We start from the raw sequence: 20,972 nt of genomic DNA, 5'->3' as shown, positions 1-20,972 counted from the left end.
GTCATGCTGGAAGTGAATAATCTCAAGGTCGAATTCCTTAGCAACGGCAAGAGCATCGCGCCGGTGGATGGCGTGTCGTTTACGGTGGGCGCCAATGAAACCGTGGGGCTGCTGGGTGAATCCGGCTGCGGCAAGAGCGTCACCGCCTTGTCGATCCTGCGGCTGTTTCCGCTGGCCAGCAAGGCTCGTCTGAGTGGTGAAGTGCGTTACGACGGCCATGACTTGCTGACGCTGGACGATGCCGGCATGCGGGCAGTCCGCGGCAAGCAGATCGCGATGATTTTCCAGGAACCGATGACATCGCTGAATCCGCTGCACAAGATCGGTGCGCAACTGGGCGAGATGCTGCGCATGCATACCACGCTGGTGCGGCGTGAAATCGACTACATGGTGATCGCCATGCTGCAGCGGGTCGGGTTGTCGCGCGCCGAGCAGCTGGTCAACGAGTATCCGCACAGTCTCTCGGGTGGCATGCGTCAGCGTGTGATGATCGCGATGGCTTTGCTGTGCGACCCTGGCGTATTGATTTGCGACGAGCCGACTACCGCGCTGGATGTCACGATCCAGGCCCAGATCCTCGACCTGATGCGGCAGCTCAAGCAGGAGCAAGGCACATCGATCCTGATGATCACCCATGATCTCGGCGTGGTCGCCGAAATGTGTGAACGGGTGGTGGTGATGTATGCGGGACAGGTGGTGGAGCAGAGCAGCGTACACGAGCTGTTCGACGCGCCAGCCCATCCTTATACCCGGGCCTTGATGCGCGCCAGGCCTGCGCTTGACGCCAAGCCAGGTCAGCCTTTGAACGCGATTCCCGGTTCGGTTCCGCTGCCAGGTACGGCCGGCGCCGGTTGCCGCTTTGCTGCGCGTTGCACCAAAGCCGACGATCTTTGCCGTAGCAAGATGCCGGAACTGGCCGCAGTCACACCCGGCCATCTGGTGCGTTGCTGGCATCCCAACTGAACCTCGACCATAGATATCATGAATACTCCTTTGCTGAGCGTAAGCGGACTCAAGAAACAATTTTCCTCGGAACGGCGCGGTGCAGCGCCGGTCAAGGCGGTGGACGATGTCTCTTTCGATATCGAAGAGGGGCAGACCATGGGCCTGGTCGGCGAATCCGGCTGCGGCAAGTCGACCACCGGCCGTAGCGTGTTGCGGCTGATCGAGCCGACCGCCGGCAAGATCGAATTCATGGGGGAAGATTTGACCGCGTTGTCATCCGCGCCGTTGCGGGCGATGCGGCGCAATATGCAAATGGTGTTCCAGGACCCGTTCGCCTCGCTTAATCCGCGCATGACGATAGGCGAGGTGCTGGAAGAGCCGTTGATCGTGCATAAGCTGTTCGATCGCGCCAGCCGCAAGCGCAAGGTCGCCGAAATCCTGGATGTGGTCGGCCTCAGCCCGAGCTATGCGGATCGTCATCCGCATGAATTTTCTGGTGGACAGCGACAGCGGGTCGGCATCGCCCGCGCCATCATCACACGGCCGAAGCTAGTGGTCGCCGATGAAGCTGTATCGGCGCTGGATGTCTCGATCCAGGCACAAATATTGAATTTGCTGCAGGACTTGCAACGGGAACTGAACCTGACCTATCTGTTCGTCTCGCACGACCTGGCGGTGATCCGTCATGTCAGCGACCGTATCGGCGTCATGTATCTGGGGCGCATGGTGGAAGCGGGTAGCTGTGAAAGCGTGTACAGCGCACCGAAACACCCGTACACCCGGGCCTTGTTATCGGCAATTCCGCGCGAGCATCCGGACCAGGTGCGCGAGCGCATCATTCTGCAAGGGAGTATTCCGAATCCGGCAGCGCCGCCTTCTGGCTGTCATTTCCATCCGCGCTGCCCGTCCTGCATGGACATCTGTAAAACCCAGGCGCCGCCGACCACTGCCGTCGCCGTCGGTGAATACGTTACTTGTCATCTTTATCGCTAAGAGAGAAACCATGTTTAATTTCGATCCCAATCATTATCCCTACGCTTCCCGCCGCAGCGCACTCTACGCCAGGCGCGGCATGGTGGCGACCTCGCAGCCGCTGGCCGCGCAAGCCGGGTTGGACGTATTGCAGGCCGGCGGCAACGCCATCGATGCAGCGATCGCCACCGCTGCGGCGCTGACCGTGGTGGAGCCAACCGCCAACGGCATCGGGGGCGACGCCTTTGCGCTGATCTGGCACAAAGGAAAGCTGCATGGCTTGAACGCCAGCGGCGCTGCGCCGCAAGCAATTTCCATTGCCAAGCTGAACGCTGCCGGCCATCAAAGCATGCCGAAGTACGGCGCGCTGCCGGTCACTGTGCCGGGCACCCCGGGCGCATGGGCCAGCATGGCCGAACGTTTTGGCAGTTTACCCTTGCAGCGCTCCATGGCTGGCGCCATTGCGTTGGCGCAGGACGGTTATCCGGTATCGCCGATGATCGCTTTTTCCTGGAAACAGGCTTACGCTCTATTTAAGAACGAGTTCAAGGAGCCGCACTTCCAGTCCTGGTTCGATACCTTCAGCATCGATGGCCGCGCGCCGTCCGCTGGCCAGATCTGGCGCTCGCAAGGGCATGCCGATACCTTGCGCGCCATCGCCGCCGACAATGCTGCCAGCTTTTATCGCGGCGCGCTGGCGGAAAAGACGGCGGCTTTTGTACGTGCTGCCGGCGGCTATCTCGACGTTGCCGATCTAGCCGCTTACCAGCCGCAATGGGTCGATCCGATCAGCTGCAATTATCGCGGCTACGACGTCTGGGAAATTCCGCCTAACGGCCACGGCCTGGTGGCCTTGCTGGCCTTGAATATCCTGAAGGGCTTCGCGTTCAGCGAGCGCGACAGCCTGCAAACCTATCACCGCCAGATCGAAGCGATCAAATTGGCCTATGCCGACGGCCTGGCGCATATCGCCGATAGCGGCCACATGCGGGTTTCGGTCGAGGATTTGCTGTCCGAAGCGTATGCCGACGAACGCCGCCAGCTAATCGGTGCGCGGGCCGCATTGCCGTTGCCGGGGCAGCCATCGCGTGGTGGTACCGTTTACCTCAGCACAGCCGATGGCGAAGGTAATATGGTGTCCTTCATCCAGAGTAACTACATGGGTTTCGGTTCAGGGCTGGTGGTGCCGGGCACCGGCATCGCGCTGCATAACCGCGGCAACAATTTCACGCTCGATGCCGCCCATCCGAACTGCCTGGCGCCGGGTAAGCGGCCCTATCACACCATCATTCCCGGTTTCCTGACAAAAAATGGCCAGGCGGTCGGCCCGTTTGGCGTGATGGGCGGTTTCATGCAACCGCAAGGGCATGTGCAGATGGTCATGAACACGGTAGACTTCGGCCTCAATCCGCAATCGTCGCTGGATGCGCCGCGCTGGGAATGGGAGAGCGGCAACCTTGTCAGCATCGAACATGGCAACGCCGAGCATTTGTTCCGTGGCTTGCGCGGGCTCGGGCATGAGGCGTCATGGTCGGCCAACCAACTGGGTTTCGGCCGTGGCCAGATCATCTGGCGCGACCAGCACGGCGTATTATGCGGCGGCACAGAACCGCGCACCGATGGCTGCGTGGCGGCCTGGTAACCAATCATTGATCATATGAAAACTGCCTCAAGCACAGATTCGATAGCAGACATGCCGGCCACTACCGGTGACGGCGGCATGCCGCCCAAGGGCGTTTCTTTGCCCGAATACGTGTATGGCCGTTTGCGCGAAGATATTTTCGACATGCGCCTGCTGCCCGGCGACCAGATCACCGAAACTGAAATCGCTGCCTACTTCAATGTCTCGCGCACTCCCGTGCGTGAGGCCTTGCAGCGCCTGCAAAGCGATGGCCTGATGCAGGGCTATGTGCGCGGGGGCTGGGAAGTGGTGCCTATCGATTTCAAGCGCTTCGAAGAGCTGTATGAAATGCGCCGCCTGATCGAAAACTTCGCCGTCAGCAAATTATGCGCAGGCCTGGCAGGAGCGGGGGGCGTCGACGCCGCGTTGATCGAACAGCAGAAAGCAATCTGGTGCGTGAAACCTTCAAGGCGCGTAAGCGATGGCCGTCTGGTGGCGACCATGGACGAGCAATTCCATCTGGCGCTGGTGCGCGCCAGCGGCAACCAGGAAATCGCCAGCGCCTTTGAACGCCTGACCGATCGTATCCGTATCGTGCGCAGGCTGGATTTCGTGTATGGCGATTGCGTGCAATCCACCTATGAGGAACATGCGGCGATCCTGCTGGAAATCAGCGCGCATGATGCCGATGCCGCAGTCCGGCTGATGACGACACATATCGAGGACGGCCATGTCGACGTGACTCAGATCACCTTGCATCGGCTGCACAGCGCACGGCAATCGAATGGCGCGCAACGGCTGCCTTACGTGCAAGTCAAGGTAATGCGTCAGGCCTAGGCGAGACCTGTATGCGCAGTCGGCCAGGTAATGCAGGCCGGGTTAATGTAACCCGGCCTGCGTCCGTTCCAGTGTTACAGCTGTGCGCTGGTGGTGGCGCTGAACTTGGTGTTCAGATTGGTTTCAAGATTGCCGATCGCAGTTTCCAATATGCTGAAGATCTGCGCGCGGTTAGCGCCGTTGCTCAAGTCCAGCGTGGCGCTGCCGGCGACGCCGACGCTTGCCAGTGCGCTGTTAAACGCGGTTTGCGCCTGGGCTGCCGAAATGTATACCGATGTCCCTGAGCTGTTCACGTAAGCGAGCGTCTGGAATACATTGGAGAACACGGTTTCCAGCGCCGGGATGTTGAAGGCCACATGGTTGGCCGGTGTAGTGAAGGTGGTGGCGCTGGTGGTCGGGATCGGGTTGCCATATAGCTGGTCGAGGTAGTAACGCACCTGGTACGGATACTGCTGGTAGGTATCGGTCACACCCCATACCGAGCTGTAGGCATTGACGCTGGCAACCGTCGCCGCAGTCGCCGTCGCGCCCAGTTTGCTGTAGCTGGTCATCAGGGTACCGTAGTAACCTTGGTTGTAAGCCACATTCAGCAAGACATCGAGGAAGTTGTTAGGCAGCTTGGTAAAGTTGGCCAGCGCATTGTCGTAGTAGGGTTCCCATGGTGTTGTCCAGCCGCCGGTGCCTTTGCCGGTGAGGATCAGCGCGACAAAATCGTTGTAGTGGAAATACGCGGTCAGCATCGGGCCGTAGTATTTGTTGTTGAACGAGGGTGGCGTCACCTTGGTGTATTGCTGGGCTGCGGTAGCCATCGTGTAGCCGATGTTTTTCTGGATGGCGACGTAGTTGATCAGCGAATGGCCGGCCGGTGCGTAAGAGCCGGAAACCATGTCGGCGGCGTAATTGTTGATTTGGTACGGGCCGCCTTGGCCTGCGCCCATCACGGCTTGCTGGTCTGGCGACGGATCGATCAGGTCGCTGCTGCTGGCGTACAAGCTTGTCTCGATGTTTTCCTGCAGCAGCTGGCCCATGATCGAACCGTACAGGTAGTCTTTCTGGAATTGCATTCCCGGATAGTACTGCTGCACCAGGTGGCCGTACATGACGCCGGCAATGATGTTCGACATGATCAGGTCATTGTAGTTGCCGCCATCCAGCACCATCTGGTCCTGGGCGCTGCCTGCGCCCAGCAGCAAGTGATAGTTGATGGTGCCGGTAGTCGTGCCTGGCATTGCCGGTGGAGGATTAACGGGTGGGGGTGTGACAGGCGGAGGCGCGACGGGCGGCGGAGTGGGTGTGCCGCTGCCGCAGGCGCCGGTGGAAGTCCATGGCTTGCCGCTACCGCTGCCGCCGCTATCGGTGACCGGGTTGTTCCCTTGTGTCCACCAGTTTGCCGTGTAATTGGTGCTGTTGGCGCTGGCGCTGTTGCCGCCGACATAGATGGTGTTGGCGTCCCAGGCAGCGGCGCATGCCGTCACGCTGGCTTTAGCGGTGGCTACAAGTTGTTTCTGGCTGGCGCCTGCAGCATCCGTCGATCCGCCGCCGTCGCCGCAACCTGCCAGCAGGCTGCCGACCAGTCCCAGCATCAAGGCTCCGCCTATTTTTACGCCTGCTTTTGTTCGCATGTCTCTCTCCTCGGTCAAATGAAGTACAGGAAACAAATATGTTTCCATGTGTCAACTAAATGGGCTGAGGATGCGGTCAGCGAAAATGAGCGTCAAGTGGTTTGCAAGATTTGCCGATGGCGCCATACCAGTTGCCGCCTATCGTTGATACGCATTCGTAAAGGCAGCGAATTTAAAGAAAGGACAGCAAATCTGGGATTATGAAATAATTTTCTTAAGGCAATGAGAGTGCCGTTCGAAGCGAATTGCCTTTGGCAAGCAATAGGGTGAATTCGGCATCGCCAAAGAATGCGAGAAAAAGAGTTATAGCAGATAGGTGCAATACCACTTTTCGAATTTTCTGCAAGTGGTATTGGTGCTGACAGGGCGGAGCCAAGGCGGATCAAAGGGGGGTATAAATGTCACGCAACTGATGTTCGTATTGAAAGCAGTCCCGCAATCAAAGAATGTGGCAATATGCCAAATATTTTCCTGCGGCATGATTTTTTAACTTTTGCCCCATCGTCGACAATGTCGTGCGTTATTCAAGGTTCACTTATGCGATCAGCTTCCCTCCTGCGTCATCTGCTTTGCACGATCTTCCTGTTGGCCAGTGGTACGGCGTCGGCGGAAAGCAGTTATCACACGTCCGGGACCTGTGACGGTTTTCCGCGTCTTGATGTGAAAGTGGCCAAGGGCATGTGCATGGGCCTGGTAGCCGATCATATCGGTTTCGTGCGCGGGGTGGCTGCGATTGGCTCCAGCGTCTACGTGCTCGACATGGGTGGCTGGGCCAGCAAACGCGGCCGCTTGCTACGCATCGACATCGGCAAGAAGGGCGCTCCCGAAGTGTTGCTGAGCAAGCTCGATATGCCGAATGCGATCATCGTCACGCCGGACAAGAAACTGCTGATCGCCATGCATGGCCGCATCGTCCGTATCGATCCGGCGGCCAAGGATCTGCTCGGCAGCGCACAAGACATCGTCGTCAATCTGCCTACTACCGGTCGCCACCCGCTGACGGCCATGGTGCTTGGCGCCGACGGAGCGCTGTACATCAATGTCGGTTCCGCGACCGATAATTGCGAAAGCCAGCCCGGCAAGTCGGATTCGCCGTGTCCTGAAATCCAGGAAACACCGCCGCGCGCCAGCGTGCTGCGCGCAAATCTGACCGCAGGGCATTTGCCGCTGGACGCACGCACCTTGCCAGTCCATGCGCGCGGCTTGCGCAACAGCATGGCGCTGGCGCTCGCCCCCAACGGTACGCTGATCGCCGCCACCAATTCGCGCGACGCCATCAATGCCGCCGATCCCAAGCTGTCCGACGAAGAACTGCCGCACGACACCCTCAGCTGGCTGGTTGCCGGCGCCGATTACGGCTGGCCCTACTGCTTCGACAAGCTCCGGGTGAGCCCTGAATATACGGGATTCGATTGCCGCAGCAAGACCCCGCCAGGCCGGCTGTTGCCGGCGCACGCCGCGCCGCTAGGCATGCTGATCTACAACGGAAAAAGCATGCCGGCGTTGAGCGGTAGCCTGATCATCGGCTATCACGGCTACCGCGCCGCCGGCCATCGGCTAGTCAGCCAAACCTTGAATGCCGCTTACCAGCCGGTGGGCGAGCCGCGCGATCTGGTGGCGGGATGGAATTACCGGCATGGCGGCTATCCGATGGGCGCGCCGGTGGCGCTGGCAGTGCTGGATGACGGGAGCATTGTGATCACTGAGGATCGGAACGGTACTTTGTTGCGGCTGGCTCCCAACTGACGTCGGGATTCAAATAGCTTGTTGCCCGGCGAGTTTTATCGTTATGTGCTTAAGGTAAGTAAAGGTACGCAAAGGTAAGCGAAGGTAGGCAAAGCACATCAGCAGTCAGTCAAAAACAATCACCTGCCGCACCGCCTCGCCGGTATGCAGGCGGTCAAAGCCTTCATTGATGTCATCCAGCCGCAAGCGATGCGACAACAACAGGTTTATCGGCAAACGTCCTCCCCGGTACAAGCTCACATAACGTGGAAGATCCCTGGCCGGGACACATGTGCCGATATAGCTGCCTTTGACGGTGCGTTCCTCTGCCACCAGATTGACGATCGGCAGTCCGAACTGGGCCGCTGCCGGCGGCAAGCCGGCGGTGGTGGTGGTGCCGCCGCGGCGGGTGATGCGGTAGGCGGTCTCGAAAGCGCGGATCGCGCCGGCGAATTCAAATACCTGGTCGACGCCGCCGTTGGTGGCGGCTCTGACTGCTTCGACGCAGTCCGGATCGCCGCCATCGAAGGTACGTGTCGCGCCAAGCTTGGTGGCAAGTTCGCGCTTGGCGGCGGAGAGGTCGATTGCAATTACTTCGCATGCGCCGGCAGCCAGCGCGCCGATCACCGCAGCCAGGCCGACGCCGCCCAAACCGACCACGGCCACCGACTGGCCGGCGCGCACCTGAGCCGTGTTGACCACTGCGCCGACGCCAGTCAGCACCGCGCAGCCGAATAACGCGGCTTCGTCGAAGGGCAGTGCGGGGTCGAGTTTCACCAGCGAGCGGCGCGAAACCACGGCGTACTCTGCAAACGCTGAACAGCCAAGATGATGGTTAACCGCTTCGCCATGCTCACTTACCAGCAAGCGTGAGCCGGAAAGCAGCGTGCCGTTGCCGTTGGCTTGCGCGCCCGGTTCGCACAGGGCAGGGCGGCCTTCGCAGCAGGGCAGGCAATGACCGCAGCTGGGGACGAACACCAGCGCGACATGGTCGCCGATATGCAGGTCGGTCACGCCTGCGCCTAGCTCAGCGACTTCTCCGGCGGCTTCATGGCCCAGCGCCATCGGCAATGGCCGCGGCCGGTCGCCGTTGATGACCGACAGGTCCGAATGGCACAGCCCGGCGGCACGGATGCGCACCAGTACTTCGTCGCGTCCAGGCGGCGCCAGCTCGAGTTCTTCGATGATTAGCGGCCGCGAATCCTTGTAGGGATAGGGCAAACCTGTCTGGCGTAGGACGGCGGCGCGGATTTTCATCGTTTTTCCTTGGTAGATTTCAAGCACCAATCGGAGAAATGGAAAGCATGGTTATTTTAGCTGGCGCTGCGCTGCTCCCGGGAGAAACAGGGTGACGCGCAATCCTGCCTGTGTTTGCGCATCGGCGGGACCAAGCCTGACTTGCGCGCCGATCCGGCTGGCGATGGTCTGGACGATGGATAGACCCAGTCCCGAACCGACGGCATCGTTGCCGAGTACGCGGTAGAAGGGATCGAACACGCGCGCATGTTCCTCATGCGGAATGCCGGGGCCGGAATCGTCCACTTGCAAGGTGACGCCATCTGCGCCGCCGCGCATGCTCAGGTTGATGCGTCCACCCGGCGGCGTATAGCGGATGGCGTTGTCGACCAGATTCCTGATGATGGTGACCAGATCGACTTCTGTCGCCCGCACTTGCAGATCGGTTTCACCTTCGACGCCGAGGTCGATCTGCTTGGCGTCGGCCAGCGGCATCAGGTCTTCCAGCACGCGCCGGTAAACTTGCGATACCGATATTGTGCCGCCTGCCGCAGCGGGAGAGGATTGCGCCCTGGCCAGCGCCAGCAACTGGTCGAGCAAGAGCCGCCCGCGTTCGATTCCTTGCCGCAGCGTTACCAGCCGCTGGCGGGCAGTATCGGGCATTTCGGCATCGGCTAGCCGTTCCGCCTGCAGCGACAGGGCTGTGAGCGGCGAGCGCAACTCGTGGGCAGCATCGGCGACGAAGCGCCGTTGCGCATCCATGGCTTGCGCAACGCGATCCAGCAAACGATTGATAGCCACGATGAAGGGACGGATCTCGGCCGGCAGCGGTTCGGGCGCAAGCGGATGCAGTTCTTGCTCGTTACGGCCGTCAATCTCCGCCGAAAGGCGGGCAATCGGTTTGAACATGGTGCGCACCAGATGCGCCACCAGCAGCAGCAAGAGCGGAATCAGGATCAAGAAGGGCATCAGCGTATGTACAGCGCTGTGACGCGCGAGTTCATCCCGTACAGCGGTTTCTTGGGCGACGGCGATGCGCTGCTGCGATGCCAGGGTTCTGACGAGAACACGATAATGCTCGTGCCCGATCTGCAACGTCTGGAAACCTTCCCGCAGGGTTGCCGGCAACGCCAAAGCGGATTCCCCGGATTTGCCCGCACTATCGTCTTGTGCGGAGGGCAAATATTGCACGATCACGCGCGATTCTTCATCGCCGATCTCTGCTTTGGCGGCATTGCCCTGTTGCGCCACCGGCATATGCTGCTGGTCGAACAAGGCCGCCACCTGACGCAGCATGTCGTCCTGGAATTCATGTGCTTCATCGAAGGCGGAGATGAACGCAAACACACCCGCCAACAGCGCTACCGCCAGGATAGCCAGCGACAGCCAGAGCGAGAGCCGGAACTGGATCGAATCCTTCAACTTCCTTTTGATACCATCCATCCGACTCCCCTGACATTTTTGATGGCTTTGCTGCCGAGTTTTTTACGCAAGGCGTGGATCAGGAATTCAACAGCGTTGCTTTCGACTTCCTCGCCCCAGCCGTAGATTCTTTCCTCCAGCTCGCTGCGCGACAAGATCGCTCCCGGCCTGAGCATCAGGGCTTGCAGCAGAGCGAATTCGCGGTTTGACAGTTGCTGGGCCGGTTGTTCCTGGTTGGTGGCCTGGCGTGTGGCGGGATCGAGGGAGAGCAGGCCATTGCTCAATAATGGCGCGGCGTTGCCGCCTTTGCGGCGTAACACGGCGCGTGCGCGCGCCAGAAGCTCCGCCATCTCGAACGGCTTGAGGACATAGTCGTCGGCGCCGCCGTCCAGTCCGCGCAAGCGATGTTCCAAACCGTCGCGCGCCGTGATGATCAGCAGAGGCACCGGATTATCCCGGCGTCGGATCGTCTCCAGTACCTCGAAGCCGTCTTTGCCGGGCAAACCGAGATCCAGCAGCACCAGGTCATAGTGCTGGCACGAGATCGTATCCAGTGCGGTTTTACCGTTTCTTACCCAGTCGACGGCGTAAGAAGCGTCTTTCAGCGCCGCCTGGATGGCTTCTCCGATCATCAGATCGTCTTCAACCAGCAGTACCCGCATGTATTCTCCCGTATTAATTGCTGATGTCGTTCATCTCATGTTTGCGCGAGCTGACCGCCGGCCTTGCCGACGCTATGCCCTCATGTTTTACACCTTGCGCCGCGCGCTGACGAAACAACAGGATGCAGGCAACGATGAAGAACAGGAGCGCCGCCGAAGCGGAATAGCGGCTCAACGCCAGCCCGCCTGCATTTAATGGCTTGTCGAGAAAGTCGCCTACCACAGCACCGAGCGGCCGGGTCAGGATGAAAGCGGCCCAGAATAGCAGCGTTCTCGATATCTTGGTGAGGTAAAAGGCCAGCGCCACCAACCCCAGCAGAGCGCCGAACAGGATGGCGCCGCCGCCATAGCCGAGACCGGCGGTATCCGCCGCCCAATCGCCGAGCGCGGTGCCCAGTGTTTGCGAAAACATGATCGTGACCCAATAGAATATTTCGGCTTTTGGTGAGCTGACAGTATCGACAGCGACAGATCCGAGCGTGCGGTGCCACACCAGCAGGGAAACCAGCAGCAGCGTCAGCAGCAAGGTTGAACCGCCGGCATAGCCAATGCCCAGCGAGCGGTCGGCGAAATCGGCCAGCGTGGTGCCGACCGTGGTGGTGGCGATGACGGTGGTCCAGTACAGGAACGGGTGGAAGTGCTTGGCCCTGATCTGGGCCGTGACGGCGGCCAGGAAGATCACGCCGAAGATGGCGGTGCCGACCAGGTAGCCCAGGTTCATCGACATGGTCACCGCATCGCCGCCGGTTTCGCCGAGCGTGGTGGCGGCGATCTTGATGATCCAGAAGACCAAGGTGACTTCCGGGATTTTGCTCAAGGTGAATTCTGTAGTTTTATTCATCATTGTTTCTTTTTCTATAAGGCGCGTTGCAGCGCCGGGCGTTTTTGCGTGAAGGACAGATAGCTGACAAGGCTCACAATGACTGCCAGGAACAGGAGACTGGTCATTATCGTACCAAAACCGAGGCCGCCGCTAGTAGCAGGTTGCGACAGCAGGTCGCCGCAGGATGCGCCGAAAGGGCGCGTCAATACATAGGCCAGCCAGAAGCAGGCGGTAGCGTTGACTTTGAAAGCATAGCGGGCCACGGCGACCAGCGCGATCAGGCTGCCAAACAGCAGGGCGGAATTAGCGTAGCCGAGATTGAGACCTTCTGCGACCCAGTCCCCGGCTGCGGTGCCGAGCGCGAACGTAAACAGGATGACGGCCCAGTAAAAGCGCTCACGCCCCGGGCTGTCGATGGCGTCGATAGACAACGTCTTCTCCCTGACGTACCAGACTGCAAATGTGGCAATCATGGCGATGCTGAATGCTGCAGTCGACACCGCTAGCGGCACGCCCAGCAAGTCGCTCAGGGTATCCGTGATGAGCGTGCCGAATATGCTGACGAGCACCACGCAGATCCAGTACAGTGCAGGCACGTAGCGATTGGCGCGTAACTGGAACAGCAGTGCACACGCCAGCAGGAACCCAGTCACAGCCGATGTGCCAATCAGGCCAAAGTGCAGATCCACCGCCAGATAATCTGCAGCGGTCTCGCCCACCGTGGTGGACATCATTTTGATGATCCAGAACAGCAGCGTGGCTTGCGGCACCTTGTTGAGCCAGTCCGGATATGATCTCGTAGCAGAAATAGTCATGGGAACTCCAGTGTGAATCTGTGGGAATGTGTTGAAGATCGCATTCCTGACGAGGTATCAGGGAAAGCGAAAGCGATCTATTGCAGGCAAGCTTAACGAGCAAGACTTAGCTGGTACTGAGCAGTGGCTTTGTTGTGCAAATCGCCACCGTCGTCATCTGAAGCGAGGTCCGGGTGGTCGATGATGTGAGTGCACCAGCCCGATTGAAGTGTTGAACGGGAGATTGAACGGGCGATTGGAAGGCGTACAACGCGGCTTTCAAGATACGCAGCTTATTTGTGCGTCTGGCTGGGTCAGGAGGGGCGTTGGCAGGGCGGAGCGAGCGACAGGGTGCCCGCAGTCCGACATATGGTGCGGCGGTGATTCAAAGCCGCCCGACCGCAGTTTCAAAAAACAAGGCGCACGCTAAGGCCTTTTCCCTGTGGCCCGTCGTGCAGGCTGACCCGGGCGCCATGCTGAGCCGCGACATTCTTTACAATGGCTAATCCCAGGCCGCTGCCGGATTCCTGCGCAACTTCGCGCCGATAGAAGCGATCGAATACGCGCTCACGCTCCTCTTCGGGGATACCTGCCCCGGTATCATCCACTTGCAGGCAAGGACGTCCGTCCAGACTCAATACCCGCACATCCACTTTGCCGGACGAAGGCGTGTAGCGAATCGCGTTGCCGACCACATTACCCAGCATTATCCTCATGGATTCTATATTGCCATCCACGGTAAGTACCTGTTCCGCCGCCTCTACGCCAAGATCAATCTTTTTGCTTTCGGCCAGCGGCGCATAGTCGGACACTACTCCGGCTGCAAGCCGCTGCAGGTTCACCGTCTCCCTGTTGGAGGCGCTATTCTCACCGCCATGTCTTGCCAGCGCCAACAATTGCTGCACCTGGTGGGTTGCACGATTCAAGCGCTCATGCAGTTTCTTGATGGCTGCCGAACGCTCCTCGTCGTCGTCAGCCATTTCGACCAGCTGCAATTGCAACTTCAGTGCCGCCAGCGGGGTGCGCAGCTCATGCGCGGCGTCAGCTACAAATCGTTTTTGCAATTGCATGGCCTGATAAAGGCGTGCAAACAAGTCATTGAGCGCATCGACGATAGGAATAATTTCCTGCGTATATCCCTGGCTGTCCAAGCGCTGCAAATCATCGGCCGAGCGCTGGCGCAGAGATCCGGTCAGGCGATGTAGCGGCTGCAGGCTTCTGCCTACCCCCAGCCATATCAATACCGCCAGCACCGGTAGCAGACTTAAAATAGGAATCAGGCAACGCCATAGCAATTTCTCTTGTATCGTTTCCCTGTCCCTGACCAATTGTGCGGTCTGCACCAACTGTCCCGAATTTTCCTCACTATAAACGCGCCAACGTTCGCCATGGGTGGTGACATCGATGAAGCCTCGACGCTCGTAACGCGGTAATTCACGCGCTGCGTTTGTGATGAAGACCTGCTCGCCTTCCTTGTTCCAGACCTGCACTACAATTTTTTTTCCGGGATGCGTATCGAGCGTAGCAATATTCTGCCGCGACATCTGCGATGGAAAAGACCGCACGATTTGTTTCAACTGATAATCGAAAAGCTCATCTGTTTCATGCTGGATTTTCAGGTAAACGGAAAAGCCGGCGACGATGAAGGCGATGACCGTCCCCGACAGCATCCACAGCAATAAATACTGGCGTATCGTCAATCTTGCTCTCATAGCGGATTCGCCACTTTATAGCCCACGCCGCGCACGTTCTTGATGAATTCGGTACCCAGTTTTTTTCTCAGCGAATGGATGTAAACCTCGACTGTATTGCTCTCGATTTCCGCGTCCCAGGAGTACATTTTTTCTTCCAGATCAGTTCTTGACAAGACCTTTCCCGGCACATCCAGCAATGCCTGCAACAACTTGAATTCACGCAGGGAAAAATGCATGGAGTTACCTTGATATAAGGCCTCGTGGGTATCAAGACGCAAGACCAGGCCCTGATGGGACAACTCTGCAGGTTGTACAACCTGGCTGCGCCGCAGCAATGCGCGCAGGCGTGCGAACAGCTCTTCGAGATCAAATGGCTTGATCAGGTAGTCGTCGGCACCGGCATCAAGACCTTCGACCTTGTCGTTACGTGTGTCTCTGGCAGTAATGATCAGTACGGCCGATTTACCCTGCGCCTGCCGGTAATTTTTCAACAGATGCAGCCCCTGCAGCCTCGGCAACCCTAGGTCCAGCAATATCAGCGCATAGTTTTCCCTTGATAGCGCGGCCTCGGCTGCAACGCCGTCACGCACCCAGTCAACTTCATACTTCTGCTTGCGTAAACCCTGCTCCAGGCTTTCGCCGATCATGACGTCATCTTCCACGAGCAACAAGCGTATTGCCGACATTTTTCTTGTTCTTTCTTCAAAAAATTTTCCAAAAATCCAGCTTCAATATCAATGCAGCTTGCACGCCACGCCGAGGCTGATTCTTGCAAATCATCCGTATTCAAGGGTACGTAGGATGCATATATTTCTCCTCGAAATGTTAAAGAATCCTTAAATTCAAATAAAAACCACATAAAAGCCATCAATTTCCTGATGTCTTTTTCCTGTAACAAATGCTGAATAAGATTCGTCGCGTTTGATCTTTCGCTGTTCCCGGCATCATAACTTGCTGGCGTCCGTAGTACAGGACGCATTTAATTTCTTTAACTGAAAGTACGCGATGAAAAGCCCAAGACTGAAACCGATGACGCAATGTATCGTCGGCGCCTTTACCTGCACCTTCCTTGCAATTCCTGTCACTTCTTACGCGGACATGCAGTCCGGCGCTATCGATGCAGCGTCGGCATCAGGCGATAGCGGGGTAGCGACGGTAGTCGTATCGGGTTACAAAGAAACTGCAACGAAAAATGCGCTGTCGCAGGGCTCGCTCGATGCGCGTTCGGCACAGTCCATCGTAGGCGATAGTTATGTACGCAATTTCACTTCGCCGGTCGCCGACTTCAGCCAAGTGTTCCAGATTACTCCAGGTGCGTTCAGCTACAGCCCGAACGGCGTCGGCATGGGCAATGCGGGCACTACCGTGCGCGGCTTGACTGACAGCCAATATCTGGTGACTTTCGACGGCATTCCATTCAACGACACCAACGGCGTCAGCCATCACTCTTACGTATTTTTCCCAAACATGACGGTGGGCGGCGCCGTAGTTGATCGCAGCCCGGGCTCAGCTGCAACTATCGGCCAAGCAACCTTCGGCGGCTCGCTCAACCTGCTGTCACGTGAATTAGAACCTAACCAGCGCACCAGCGTTACAGGAAGCTATGGCACCTGGGATACTCGCATGCTGGTGCTGGAGCACGAAACAGGCCAGTTCGGACAAGACGGCGATCAAAACCTGATGATCAACGCCCAGCAAATGAAGTCAGACGGTTACCAGACTTACAACAATCAGGATCGCAAGGCATTTTCGGCCAAGTACCAATACAACTTGACGCCAAATACAGTGTTCACCGCGTTTACATCCGTGATGGAGGTAAAGAACAACCAGCTTGATGCAGGCGCACCGACCCGCGCGCAAATCGCCAAGTTCGGCGACAATTACTTGAATAGCAACGATCCGACGCAATCGAACTATTTTGGCTACAACCTGTATGACGTAACGACCAATTTCCAATATGTCGGTATTACTTCCAATCTGGGTAACGGCTGGAAAGTCGACGACAAACTGTATAACTACGGTTATATGAACCGGCAAAAAATTGGCGGCGCACCGGTGTCTAGCGCAATGACTGCGGCGGCCGAGACTGGCATTGACAAGTTCAACTCCTACCATACCACCGGCAATTTGCTGCGTTTCAGCCAGGATTCCTCGATGGGCACTTTGCGCACCGGCCTCTGGCTTGAATACGCCAACAGCGACCGTCATCAAATTTCATCGAACGAATTGAATGGCTGGCAAGATGCACCCGCGCCGAGATTCAGCGAAACCTACCAGACAATCACTGCGCAACCCTATATCGAGTACGAGTTCAAGGTCAACGATGACCTGAAAATCACTCCCGGCCTGAAATATTCCCACTACAAGCAAGACTATGACCATTTGCAGGATTTGAAAAAAGTCGGCCCGCTGGGAGGAACCATCAACAAGTCGAACAACTCGATCACCGGCGGCCTGCCTAGCATTTCCAATTCGGTCAACTATAGCGATTTCTTGCCGACCCTCGATGTCCATTACATGTTGCGTCCCAACTGGTCTACCTACGCACAATTCGCCGCTGGCGACCTGATTCCACCGACCAGCGTGTATGATGCCCCGAATGCAAAAGTAGCGACCCCGCCCAAGGCGCAAAAATCCAGCACCTTCCAGATTGGCACGGACTGGAAATCGGATGAATTCACTTTTGACGCCAATATTTACCATGTCAAGCTGGACAACAGCTATACCTGCAATACTGATCCGGCCGACCCGACCACGCAAATCTGCGTAGCCAGCGGAACCGAAATCACCCAAGGTGTCGAAGTTGAGGGCACCGCATTGCTCGGCAACGGTTTTAGCGTGTATGCCAATGGCACCTTAGGTACCACCAAGTACAGCGGCGGCGCCCTGGATGGCAAGTGGGTTGCGGGCGCACCGGGAAATACCGAAACGCTGGGTCTGATTTATGCAAAAGGCACCTGGAATTCTGCGGTATATGCAAAACGCGTTGGCAAACTGTATAACGACGGCATTACGACCGGCTCCTATGTCATCAACCCGGTGGTGTTGACCAATCTGTTTGTTAATTACACGATCAAGAAGCCGACGTTCTTTTCCAAGCAAGCGAAAGTGCAACTGGCGGTGAACAACCTGTTTGATAAACACAGCATTACCGGCATTTCGGGAAATGCATCTACCGCCAATCCGTCGCCCGACGATTTGCTTACATTGCTCCCTGCACGTAGTGTAACGCTGTCGGTGACCCTGGATTTCTAATCCTGCAGTCCGGACCATCGGGAGAGCTCTGCTCTCCCGTTTATTCGAATCCACATTCGAATCCACATTGAGAATATTTCAAATTGTTCTCTATCAATTCGCTTTTCTGATCTGAAAGTCCTCTTTATGCGCAAGTTCATCGCTTCCCTCCTGGTCATGTCTTTTGTCGGTTGCAGCGCATCTGTGCTGGCGAAAGAAGAAAATCCTTTCATCACCTCCAGGGAAATCGACCTGATCAAGCTGTTGCCTCCACCACCGGCCAACGACTCGCTCCAGACCAAGGAAGAGCTGAGGGAAATTCTCGCCCTGCAAGCTTCGCGCACACCGGAAATGGTGGCGCGCTCCCAAGCGGATGCGACAGAAAATATCTGGCGTTTTGCCGATGTGATGGGCGTCAGGTTCAAGCGGGAACAACTGCCGGCATTTGCGAAATTCTTCGAGCGCGTGGAAGCATCGGAAGGCGCCGTTGTCGATACATACAAGGATGTCTGGAAGCGCCCGCGCCCATACCTGTATAGCAGCGAGGTCAAGCCAGTGGTCAAGATGTCCCATTCCGGCTCTTATCCCTCGGGGCACGCGACAGGCGGCACGTTGATGGGTATCGTGCTGGCCAACATGGTGCCGGAGAAGCGCGCGGAAATCATGGCGCGTGCCGCAGAATATGCCAACAACCGCGTCATTGGTGGCGTGCACTATCGTTCCGATATCGAGGCAGGACGGATTGCCGGTACCGTCATCGCCGCCAGGTTGCAGGCACGCGACGATTTCAACATGTCCTTCGAAGCTGCCAGGAAAGAGTTGCGGAATGTGCTGGAACTGAGTCCGGAGCCGGTGGGAAGCAAATAAACTCTATCGGATCAAGATGAACTGACGCTGGTTCTGCTATTTATTGTATTTGATGGAGGAAACGGCGCTATCGCCGTTTCCTCTACCAGGGCATCGCTTCATACTCGCTTGATGCTCGTATCATGCCCGTACACCATTGCAATTCAATCCGGCTCAGTCATTGGCAACCAGCGTTACGCCGCTGAATGTCGCATAGGAATTGAGCAGAAGGTAGTAAGTCCCTGCCTTCGGAGTGCGGAAGGTGATGGACTCGGAAGTTGTCGAGCCGTCCGATACCTTTTGATAAGAACTGGTAGTCGGTGCGGAACCGAAACTTGCATAGATATCGCAATCGCCGCTGCCGCCGGAAGTCTTGAACGTCAGGCTGGTACGGCCGGCAGGAACTACGATGGTGAAGACTTTGCTGGAGCCGCTAGGCAGGCCGAGACCTGTCACTGGCACGCCACTTTTCAGGACATTGCCTGGTGGTGGTGGTGGTGGCGTTGTGCCGCCGGAGCCGATGACCGACGCAAAGTTGGCGACGTTCAGGCTGCCGTAACCGCTGGCATAGTCCCATCCTGGTGCAGCAGCATAGCCTTGGTTACCCGAAGTGATGTCGTGGAACATGCTTGGGTTGGCGGCGGCTTTTTGATAGATCGCTGCGGCAGGGAACGGCAGGCTGTTATTGTTTTGCGACTGGACGCGGGCCCAGAAGCCAGTGAACAACGGTGCTGCCAGGCTGGTGCCGCCGATTTGGTTCTGGGAACCATTGATCAGCACCAAAGCGCCGCTTGATGGATCGGCATCGAGTGAGATATCAGGAACGCCGCGGTTGGAAGATGAACCGAGCACGCCTGCGCTGACTTGCCAGCTAGGTGCAGGCTCAGTAGTGCTTGGTCCGCCGCCGGCGCCGCCGCTTGCGCTTTGCTGGCAGCTTTGCCAATCCGAGCAAGACCAGACGGATTCCGACGACCAGGCATTATTCGAACCTGTATTCACCTGTGTGCCGCCGACTGCAATCACATACGGCGATACCGCAGGATAGCTTTGGGTTGTGGCGCTAGTGCCGCACTCATAGGCGCCAGAGTCACCCGACGACACCGAGAATGTTTGTCCTTGGGCCACTGCAGACTGGAAGATCTGGTCGTTGCTGGCGGTGATACCCGACGATTGCGCGTCGGTTTCGCATTCACCCAGGGAGACATTGATGGCTTGCGCCTTGTTGTCGATCACCACCTGGTTGTAGGCCGAAGTCAGGTCTGCATCGCTCAAGGTGTTGGCTGCGTACAAGATCATTTGCTTGATCGTGCCGCCTGCCGCTGCCAGCGAGCTTTGCGTATCCATGTTCCATTCATCGATACCGGAAGTATCGCTGCTGGCGCCATTGATCACCACGGTGGAGACATTGGTTTGCGGATAGCCGGCGTTAGCTGTGAAGGTGTTCAGATCCGCAATGGTTTGCGTCAGGTCGCCCTGGGTGATGATGCCGATGGTGGCATTGCTCGCGCTAGGCAGGCCGGCTGCATTGTAGATGGCCGGAAAATCCGTAGGGCTGTGACCGGTTACCGACTGTATCCTGGCGTTGGTGCTGACGTTCGCTTTCTTCAGCATGGTGTGATGCAGATGCACCGTTTGCAGGCCATGCACCGCCAGCACAATGCCGCCCAGTGCTTGTGGCACGGCAGCATCGCTGACGTTGGCGTAAGCGCTGCGGCCGTTCACGCTATAGGTATGCAGTTCGGTATTGAATGCCGATTTCACCGAGCCTGCGGAACCGTTGGCGCTAACCAGAAGGTTGTTGGCCGAAACGGTGATGTTGGTAAAGCCGGTACGCGTCAGATGATCGACCACGGCCTGGACTTGCGCCTTGGTAGGTGCATACTGGCGCAGGAAGTCTTCGCTAGACAGCGTCTTGTGCGAGCGTCCAGCCATCAGGTCGGCGGTAAGCTGATCCAGTTGCGCTTTGTTGCGCAGTTTCAGCGCCACCACCACGTGAGTCAGGGCGCCGGCTTGCATGGCCGAGATATGCGTCACAGCGGTTCGCGCCGTGCTTGCGACAGCGGTGGCCTTGGTCGCGGTAGGCGCCCAGGTTTCCGCGTGAGCGGTTGTGGCGAACGCGGCAATCGTCATCGCCGCGAGCGCCAGCATTTTAAAGTTGGATCTGAATGTCATTACTTTACTCCGGTTTTTTAGGGATAAAGTGATCCTGCCGACGGTGGTCGGCGGAATCTGCTCAGTGAATGCATTCCCCTGAAATGTAAGGCTCTCAAGGGAAGTCGCAATTTCCCGCAACGTCAATGCGGCCTGGCGTTGTGGCGAAATTCCTTGTTGCCCGTATCCGCATAAATTGCGGATACGGCGCACGCGCCCGGCGACAGATCAGCATCTGCCTGGCGTGTTGAAAACATTGGTGAAAACTTCGACGGCGTGCGCCTGCTTGTTCCAGGAGGCGCTACTTGCTAAGAGGCTGTTGCAAAATCAAGATGGCTAGGCGCGCCGACGAAGACAGTACGAGCAGTACGGCTAGGAGCGGATGGCC

Annotated in this window: 16 protein-coding genes and 1 pseudogene; 7 read left to right on the top strand and 10 right to left on the bottom strand. The window is 57.7% G+C overall.

What is annotated here, in order from left to right:
* Window positions 1-3 precede the first annotated feature (3 nt).
* The 4 genes from LT85_RS14785 to LT85_RS14770 are packed head-to-tail and all read left to right on the top strand — an operon-like array spanning window position 4 to window position 4,375.
* The gene (locus LT85_RS14785) at window positions 4-963 is read left to right on the top strand and encodes an ABC transporter ATP-binding protein (RefSeq protein ID WP_038496319.1); all 960 of its coding nucleotides are present in this window, start codon (window positions 4-6) and stop codon (window positions 961-963) included.
* A gap of 18 nt (window positions 964-981) precedes the next feature.
* Window positions 982-1,938, top strand: a complete 957-nt coding sequence (locus tag LT85_RS14780) for an ABC transporter ATP-binding protein (RefSeq protein ID WP_038490074.1) — start codon at window positions 982-984, stop codon at window positions 1,936-1,938.
* Window positions 1,939-1,948: 10 nt separating this feature from the next.
* Window positions 1,949-3,559 carry a gamma-glutamyltransferase family protein gene (locus LT85_RS14775; RefSeq protein WP_038490072.1) on the top strand — a complete coding sequence of 537 codons (1,611 nt, stop codon included), beginning with the start codon at window positions 1,949-1,951 and terminating at the stop codon, window positions 3,557-3,559.
* A gap of 15 nt (window positions 3,560-3,574) precedes the next feature.
* Complete coding sequence (locus LT85_RS14770; RefSeq protein ID WP_156117542.1) at window positions 3,575-4,375, top strand: GntR family transcriptional regulator; 801 nt, start codon at window positions 3,575-3,577, stop codon at window positions 4,373-4,375.
* Window positions 4,376-4,449: 74 nt separating this feature from the next.
* On the opposite strand, the gene LT85_RS14765 is transcribed toward LT85_RS14770, so the two are convergent.
* Complete coding sequence (locus tag LT85_RS14765; RefSeq protein WP_253273560.1) at window positions 4,450-5,997, bottom strand: chitin-binding protein; 1,548 nt, start codon at window positions 5,995-5,997, stop codon at window positions 4,450-4,452.
* 537 nt (window positions 5,998-6,534) lie between these two features.
* Between LT85_RS14765 and LT85_RS14760 the strand changes: the two genes are divergently transcribed.
* Entirely contained in the window at window positions 6,535-7,743 is a 1,209-nt protein-coding gene (locus tag LT85_RS14760) for a PQQ-dependent sugar dehydrogenase (protein WP_052135205.1), read from the top strand.
* A gap of 105 nt (window positions 7,744-7,848) precedes the next feature.
* Here LT85_RS14760 and LT85_RS14755 read toward each other — a convergent pair whose 3' ends face one another.
* From LT85_RS14755 to LT85_RS26660, 8 genes and pseudogenes are all read right to left on the bottom strand, one after another.
* The gene (locus tag LT85_RS14755; protein WP_038490062.1) at window positions 7,849-8,979 is read right to left on the bottom strand and encodes a zinc-dependent alcohol dehydrogenase family protein; all 1,131 of its coding nucleotides are present in this window, start codon (window positions 8,977-8,979) and stop codon (window positions 7,849-7,851) included.
* Between the two features lie 51 nt (window positions 8,980-9,030).
* Window positions 9,031-10,401: an ATP-binding protein gene (locus tag LT85_RS14750; protein ID WP_038490060.1), complete on the bottom strand. Its 1,371-nt coding sequence runs from the start codon at window positions 10,399-10,401 to the stop codon at window positions 9,031-9,033.
* A complete protein-coding gene (locus LT85_RS14745) occupies window positions 10,377-11,042 on the bottom strand; it encodes a response regulator (RefSeq protein ID WP_038490058.1) in 666 nt (221 codons plus the stop codon). The genes LT85_RS14750 and LT85_RS14745 overlap by 25 nt, the downstream gene beginning before the upstream one ends.
* Before the next feature lie 94 nt (window positions 11,043-11,136).
* Window positions 11,137-11,883 (bottom strand): annotated as a pseudogene (locus LT85_RS14740) (COG4705 family protein); the annotation flags it as partial.
* A 14-nt stretch (window positions 11,884-11,897) separates the two neighbouring features.
* Complete coding sequence (locus LT85_RS14735; RefSeq protein WP_052135204.1) at window positions 11,898-12,680, bottom strand: COG4705 family protein; 783 nt, start codon at window positions 12,678-12,680, stop codon at window positions 11,898-11,900.
* A gap of 386 nt (window positions 12,681-13,066) precedes the next feature.
* Entirely contained in the window at window positions 13,067-14,371 is a 1,305-nt protein-coding gene (locus tag LT85_RS14730) for an ATP-binding protein (RefSeq protein ID WP_038490055.1), read from the bottom strand.
* Window positions 14,368-15,030 carry a response regulator gene (locus LT85_RS14725; RefSeq protein WP_038496307.1) on the bottom strand — a complete coding sequence of 221 codons (663 nt, stop codon included), beginning with the start codon at window positions 15,028-15,030 and terminating at the stop codon, window positions 14,368-14,370. The genes LT85_RS14730 and LT85_RS14725 overlap by 4 nt, the downstream gene beginning before the upstream one ends.
* Complete coding sequence (locus LT85_RS26660; protein WP_156117541.1) at window positions 14,997-15,332, bottom strand: hypothetical protein; 336 nt, start codon at window positions 15,330-15,332, stop codon at window positions 14,997-14,999. Before LT85_RS26660 ends, LT85_RS14725 begins: the two co-directional genes overlap by 34 nt.
* Window positions 15,333-15,358: 26 nt before the next feature.
* Between LT85_RS26660 and LT85_RS14720 the strand changes: the two genes are divergently transcribed.
* Window positions 15,359-17,608: a TonB-dependent receptor gene (locus LT85_RS14720; protein WP_038490051.1), complete on the top strand. Its 2,250-nt coding sequence runs from the start codon at window positions 15,359-15,361 to the stop codon at window positions 17,606-17,608.
* Between the two features lie 126 nt (window positions 17,609-17,734).
* Window positions 17,735-18,454: an acid phosphatase gene (locus tag LT85_RS14715; protein ID WP_038490046.1), complete on the top strand. Its 720-nt coding sequence runs from the start codon at window positions 17,735-17,737 to the stop codon at window positions 18,452-18,454.
* Window positions 18,455-18,607: 153 nt separating this feature from the next.
* On the opposite strand, the gene LT85_RS14710 is transcribed toward LT85_RS14715, so the two are convergent.
* Complete coding sequence (locus LT85_RS14710; RefSeq protein ID WP_052135203.1) at window positions 18,608-20,605, bottom strand: protease pro-enzyme activation domain-containing protein; 1,998 nt, start codon at window positions 20,603-20,605, stop codon at window positions 18,608-18,610.
* Window positions 20,606-20,972: the final 367 nt, after the last annotated feature.

This window comes from Collimonas arenae (genome assembly GCF_000786695.1).
Lineage (GTDB): Bacteria > Pseudomonadota > Gammaproteobacteria > Burkholderiales > Burkholderiaceae_D > Collimonas > Collimonas arenae_A.
Note: the sequence above shows the minus strand (reverse complement) of the source record. Positions and strands in the feature narration are given on the sequence as shown.

What these genes read in the sequence shown, in the direction of transcription:
- LT85_RS14785 (WP_038496319.1), top strand. Translation starts at nt 4, where the DNA reads ATGCTGGAAGTGAATAATCTCAAGGTCGAATTCCTTAGCAACGGCAAG.
- LT85_RS14780 (WP_038490074.1), top strand. Translation starts at nt 982, where the DNA reads ATGAATACTCCTTTGCTGAGCGTAAGCGGACTCAAGAAACAATTTTCC.
- LT85_RS14775 (WP_038490072.1), top strand. Translation starts at nt 1,949, where the DNA reads ATGTTTAATTTCGATCCCAATCATTATCCCTACGCTTCCCGCCGCAGC.
- LT85_RS14770 (WP_156117542.1), top strand. Translation starts at nt 3,575, where the DNA reads ATGAAAACTGCCTCAAGCACAGATTCGATAGCAGACATGCCGGCCACT.
- LT85_RS14765 (WP_253273560.1), bottom strand. Translation starts at nt 5,997, where the DNA reads ATGCGAACAAAAGCAGGCGTAAAAATAGGCGGAGCCTTGATGCTGGGA.
- LT85_RS14760 (WP_052135205.1), top strand. Translation starts at nt 6,535, where the DNA reads ATGCGATCAGCTTCCCTCCTGCGTCATCTGCTTTGCACGATCTTCCTG.
- LT85_RS14755 (WP_038490062.1), bottom strand. Translation starts at nt 8,979, where the DNA reads ATGAAAATCCGCGCCGCCGTCCTACGCCAGACAGGTTTGCCCTATCCC.
- LT85_RS14750 (WP_038490060.1), bottom strand. Translation starts at nt 10,401, where the DNA reads ATGGATGGTATCAAAAGGAAGTTGAAGGATTCGATCCAGTTCCGGCTC.
- LT85_RS14745 (WP_038490058.1), bottom strand. Translation starts at nt 11,042, where the DNA reads ATGCGGGTACTGCTGGTTGAAGACGATCTGATGATCGGAGAAGCCATC.
- LT85_RS14735 (WP_052135204.1), bottom strand. Translation starts at nt 12,680, where the DNA reads ATGACTATTTCTGCTACGAGATCATATCCGGACTGGCTCAACAAGGTG.
- LT85_RS14730 (WP_038490055.1), bottom strand. Translation starts at nt 14,371, where the DNA reads ATGAGAGCAAGATTGACGATACGCCAGTATTTATTGCTGTGGATGCTG.
- LT85_RS26660 (WP_156117541.1), bottom strand. Translation starts at nt 15,332, where the DNA reads ATGCGTCCTGTACTACGGACGCCAGCAAGTTATGATGCCGGGAACAGC.
- LT85_RS14720 (WP_038490051.1), top strand. Translation starts at nt 15,359, where the DNA reads ATGAAAAGCCCAAGACTGAAACCGATGACGCAATGTATCGTCGGCGCC.
- LT85_RS14715 (WP_038490046.1), top strand. Translation starts at nt 17,735, where the DNA reads ATGCGCAAGTTCATCGCTTCCCTCCTGGTCATGTCTTTTGTCGGTTGC.
- LT85_RS14710 (WP_052135203.1), bottom strand. Translation starts at nt 20,605, where the DNA reads ATGACATTCAGATCCAACTTTAAAATGCTGGCGCTCGCGGCGATGACG.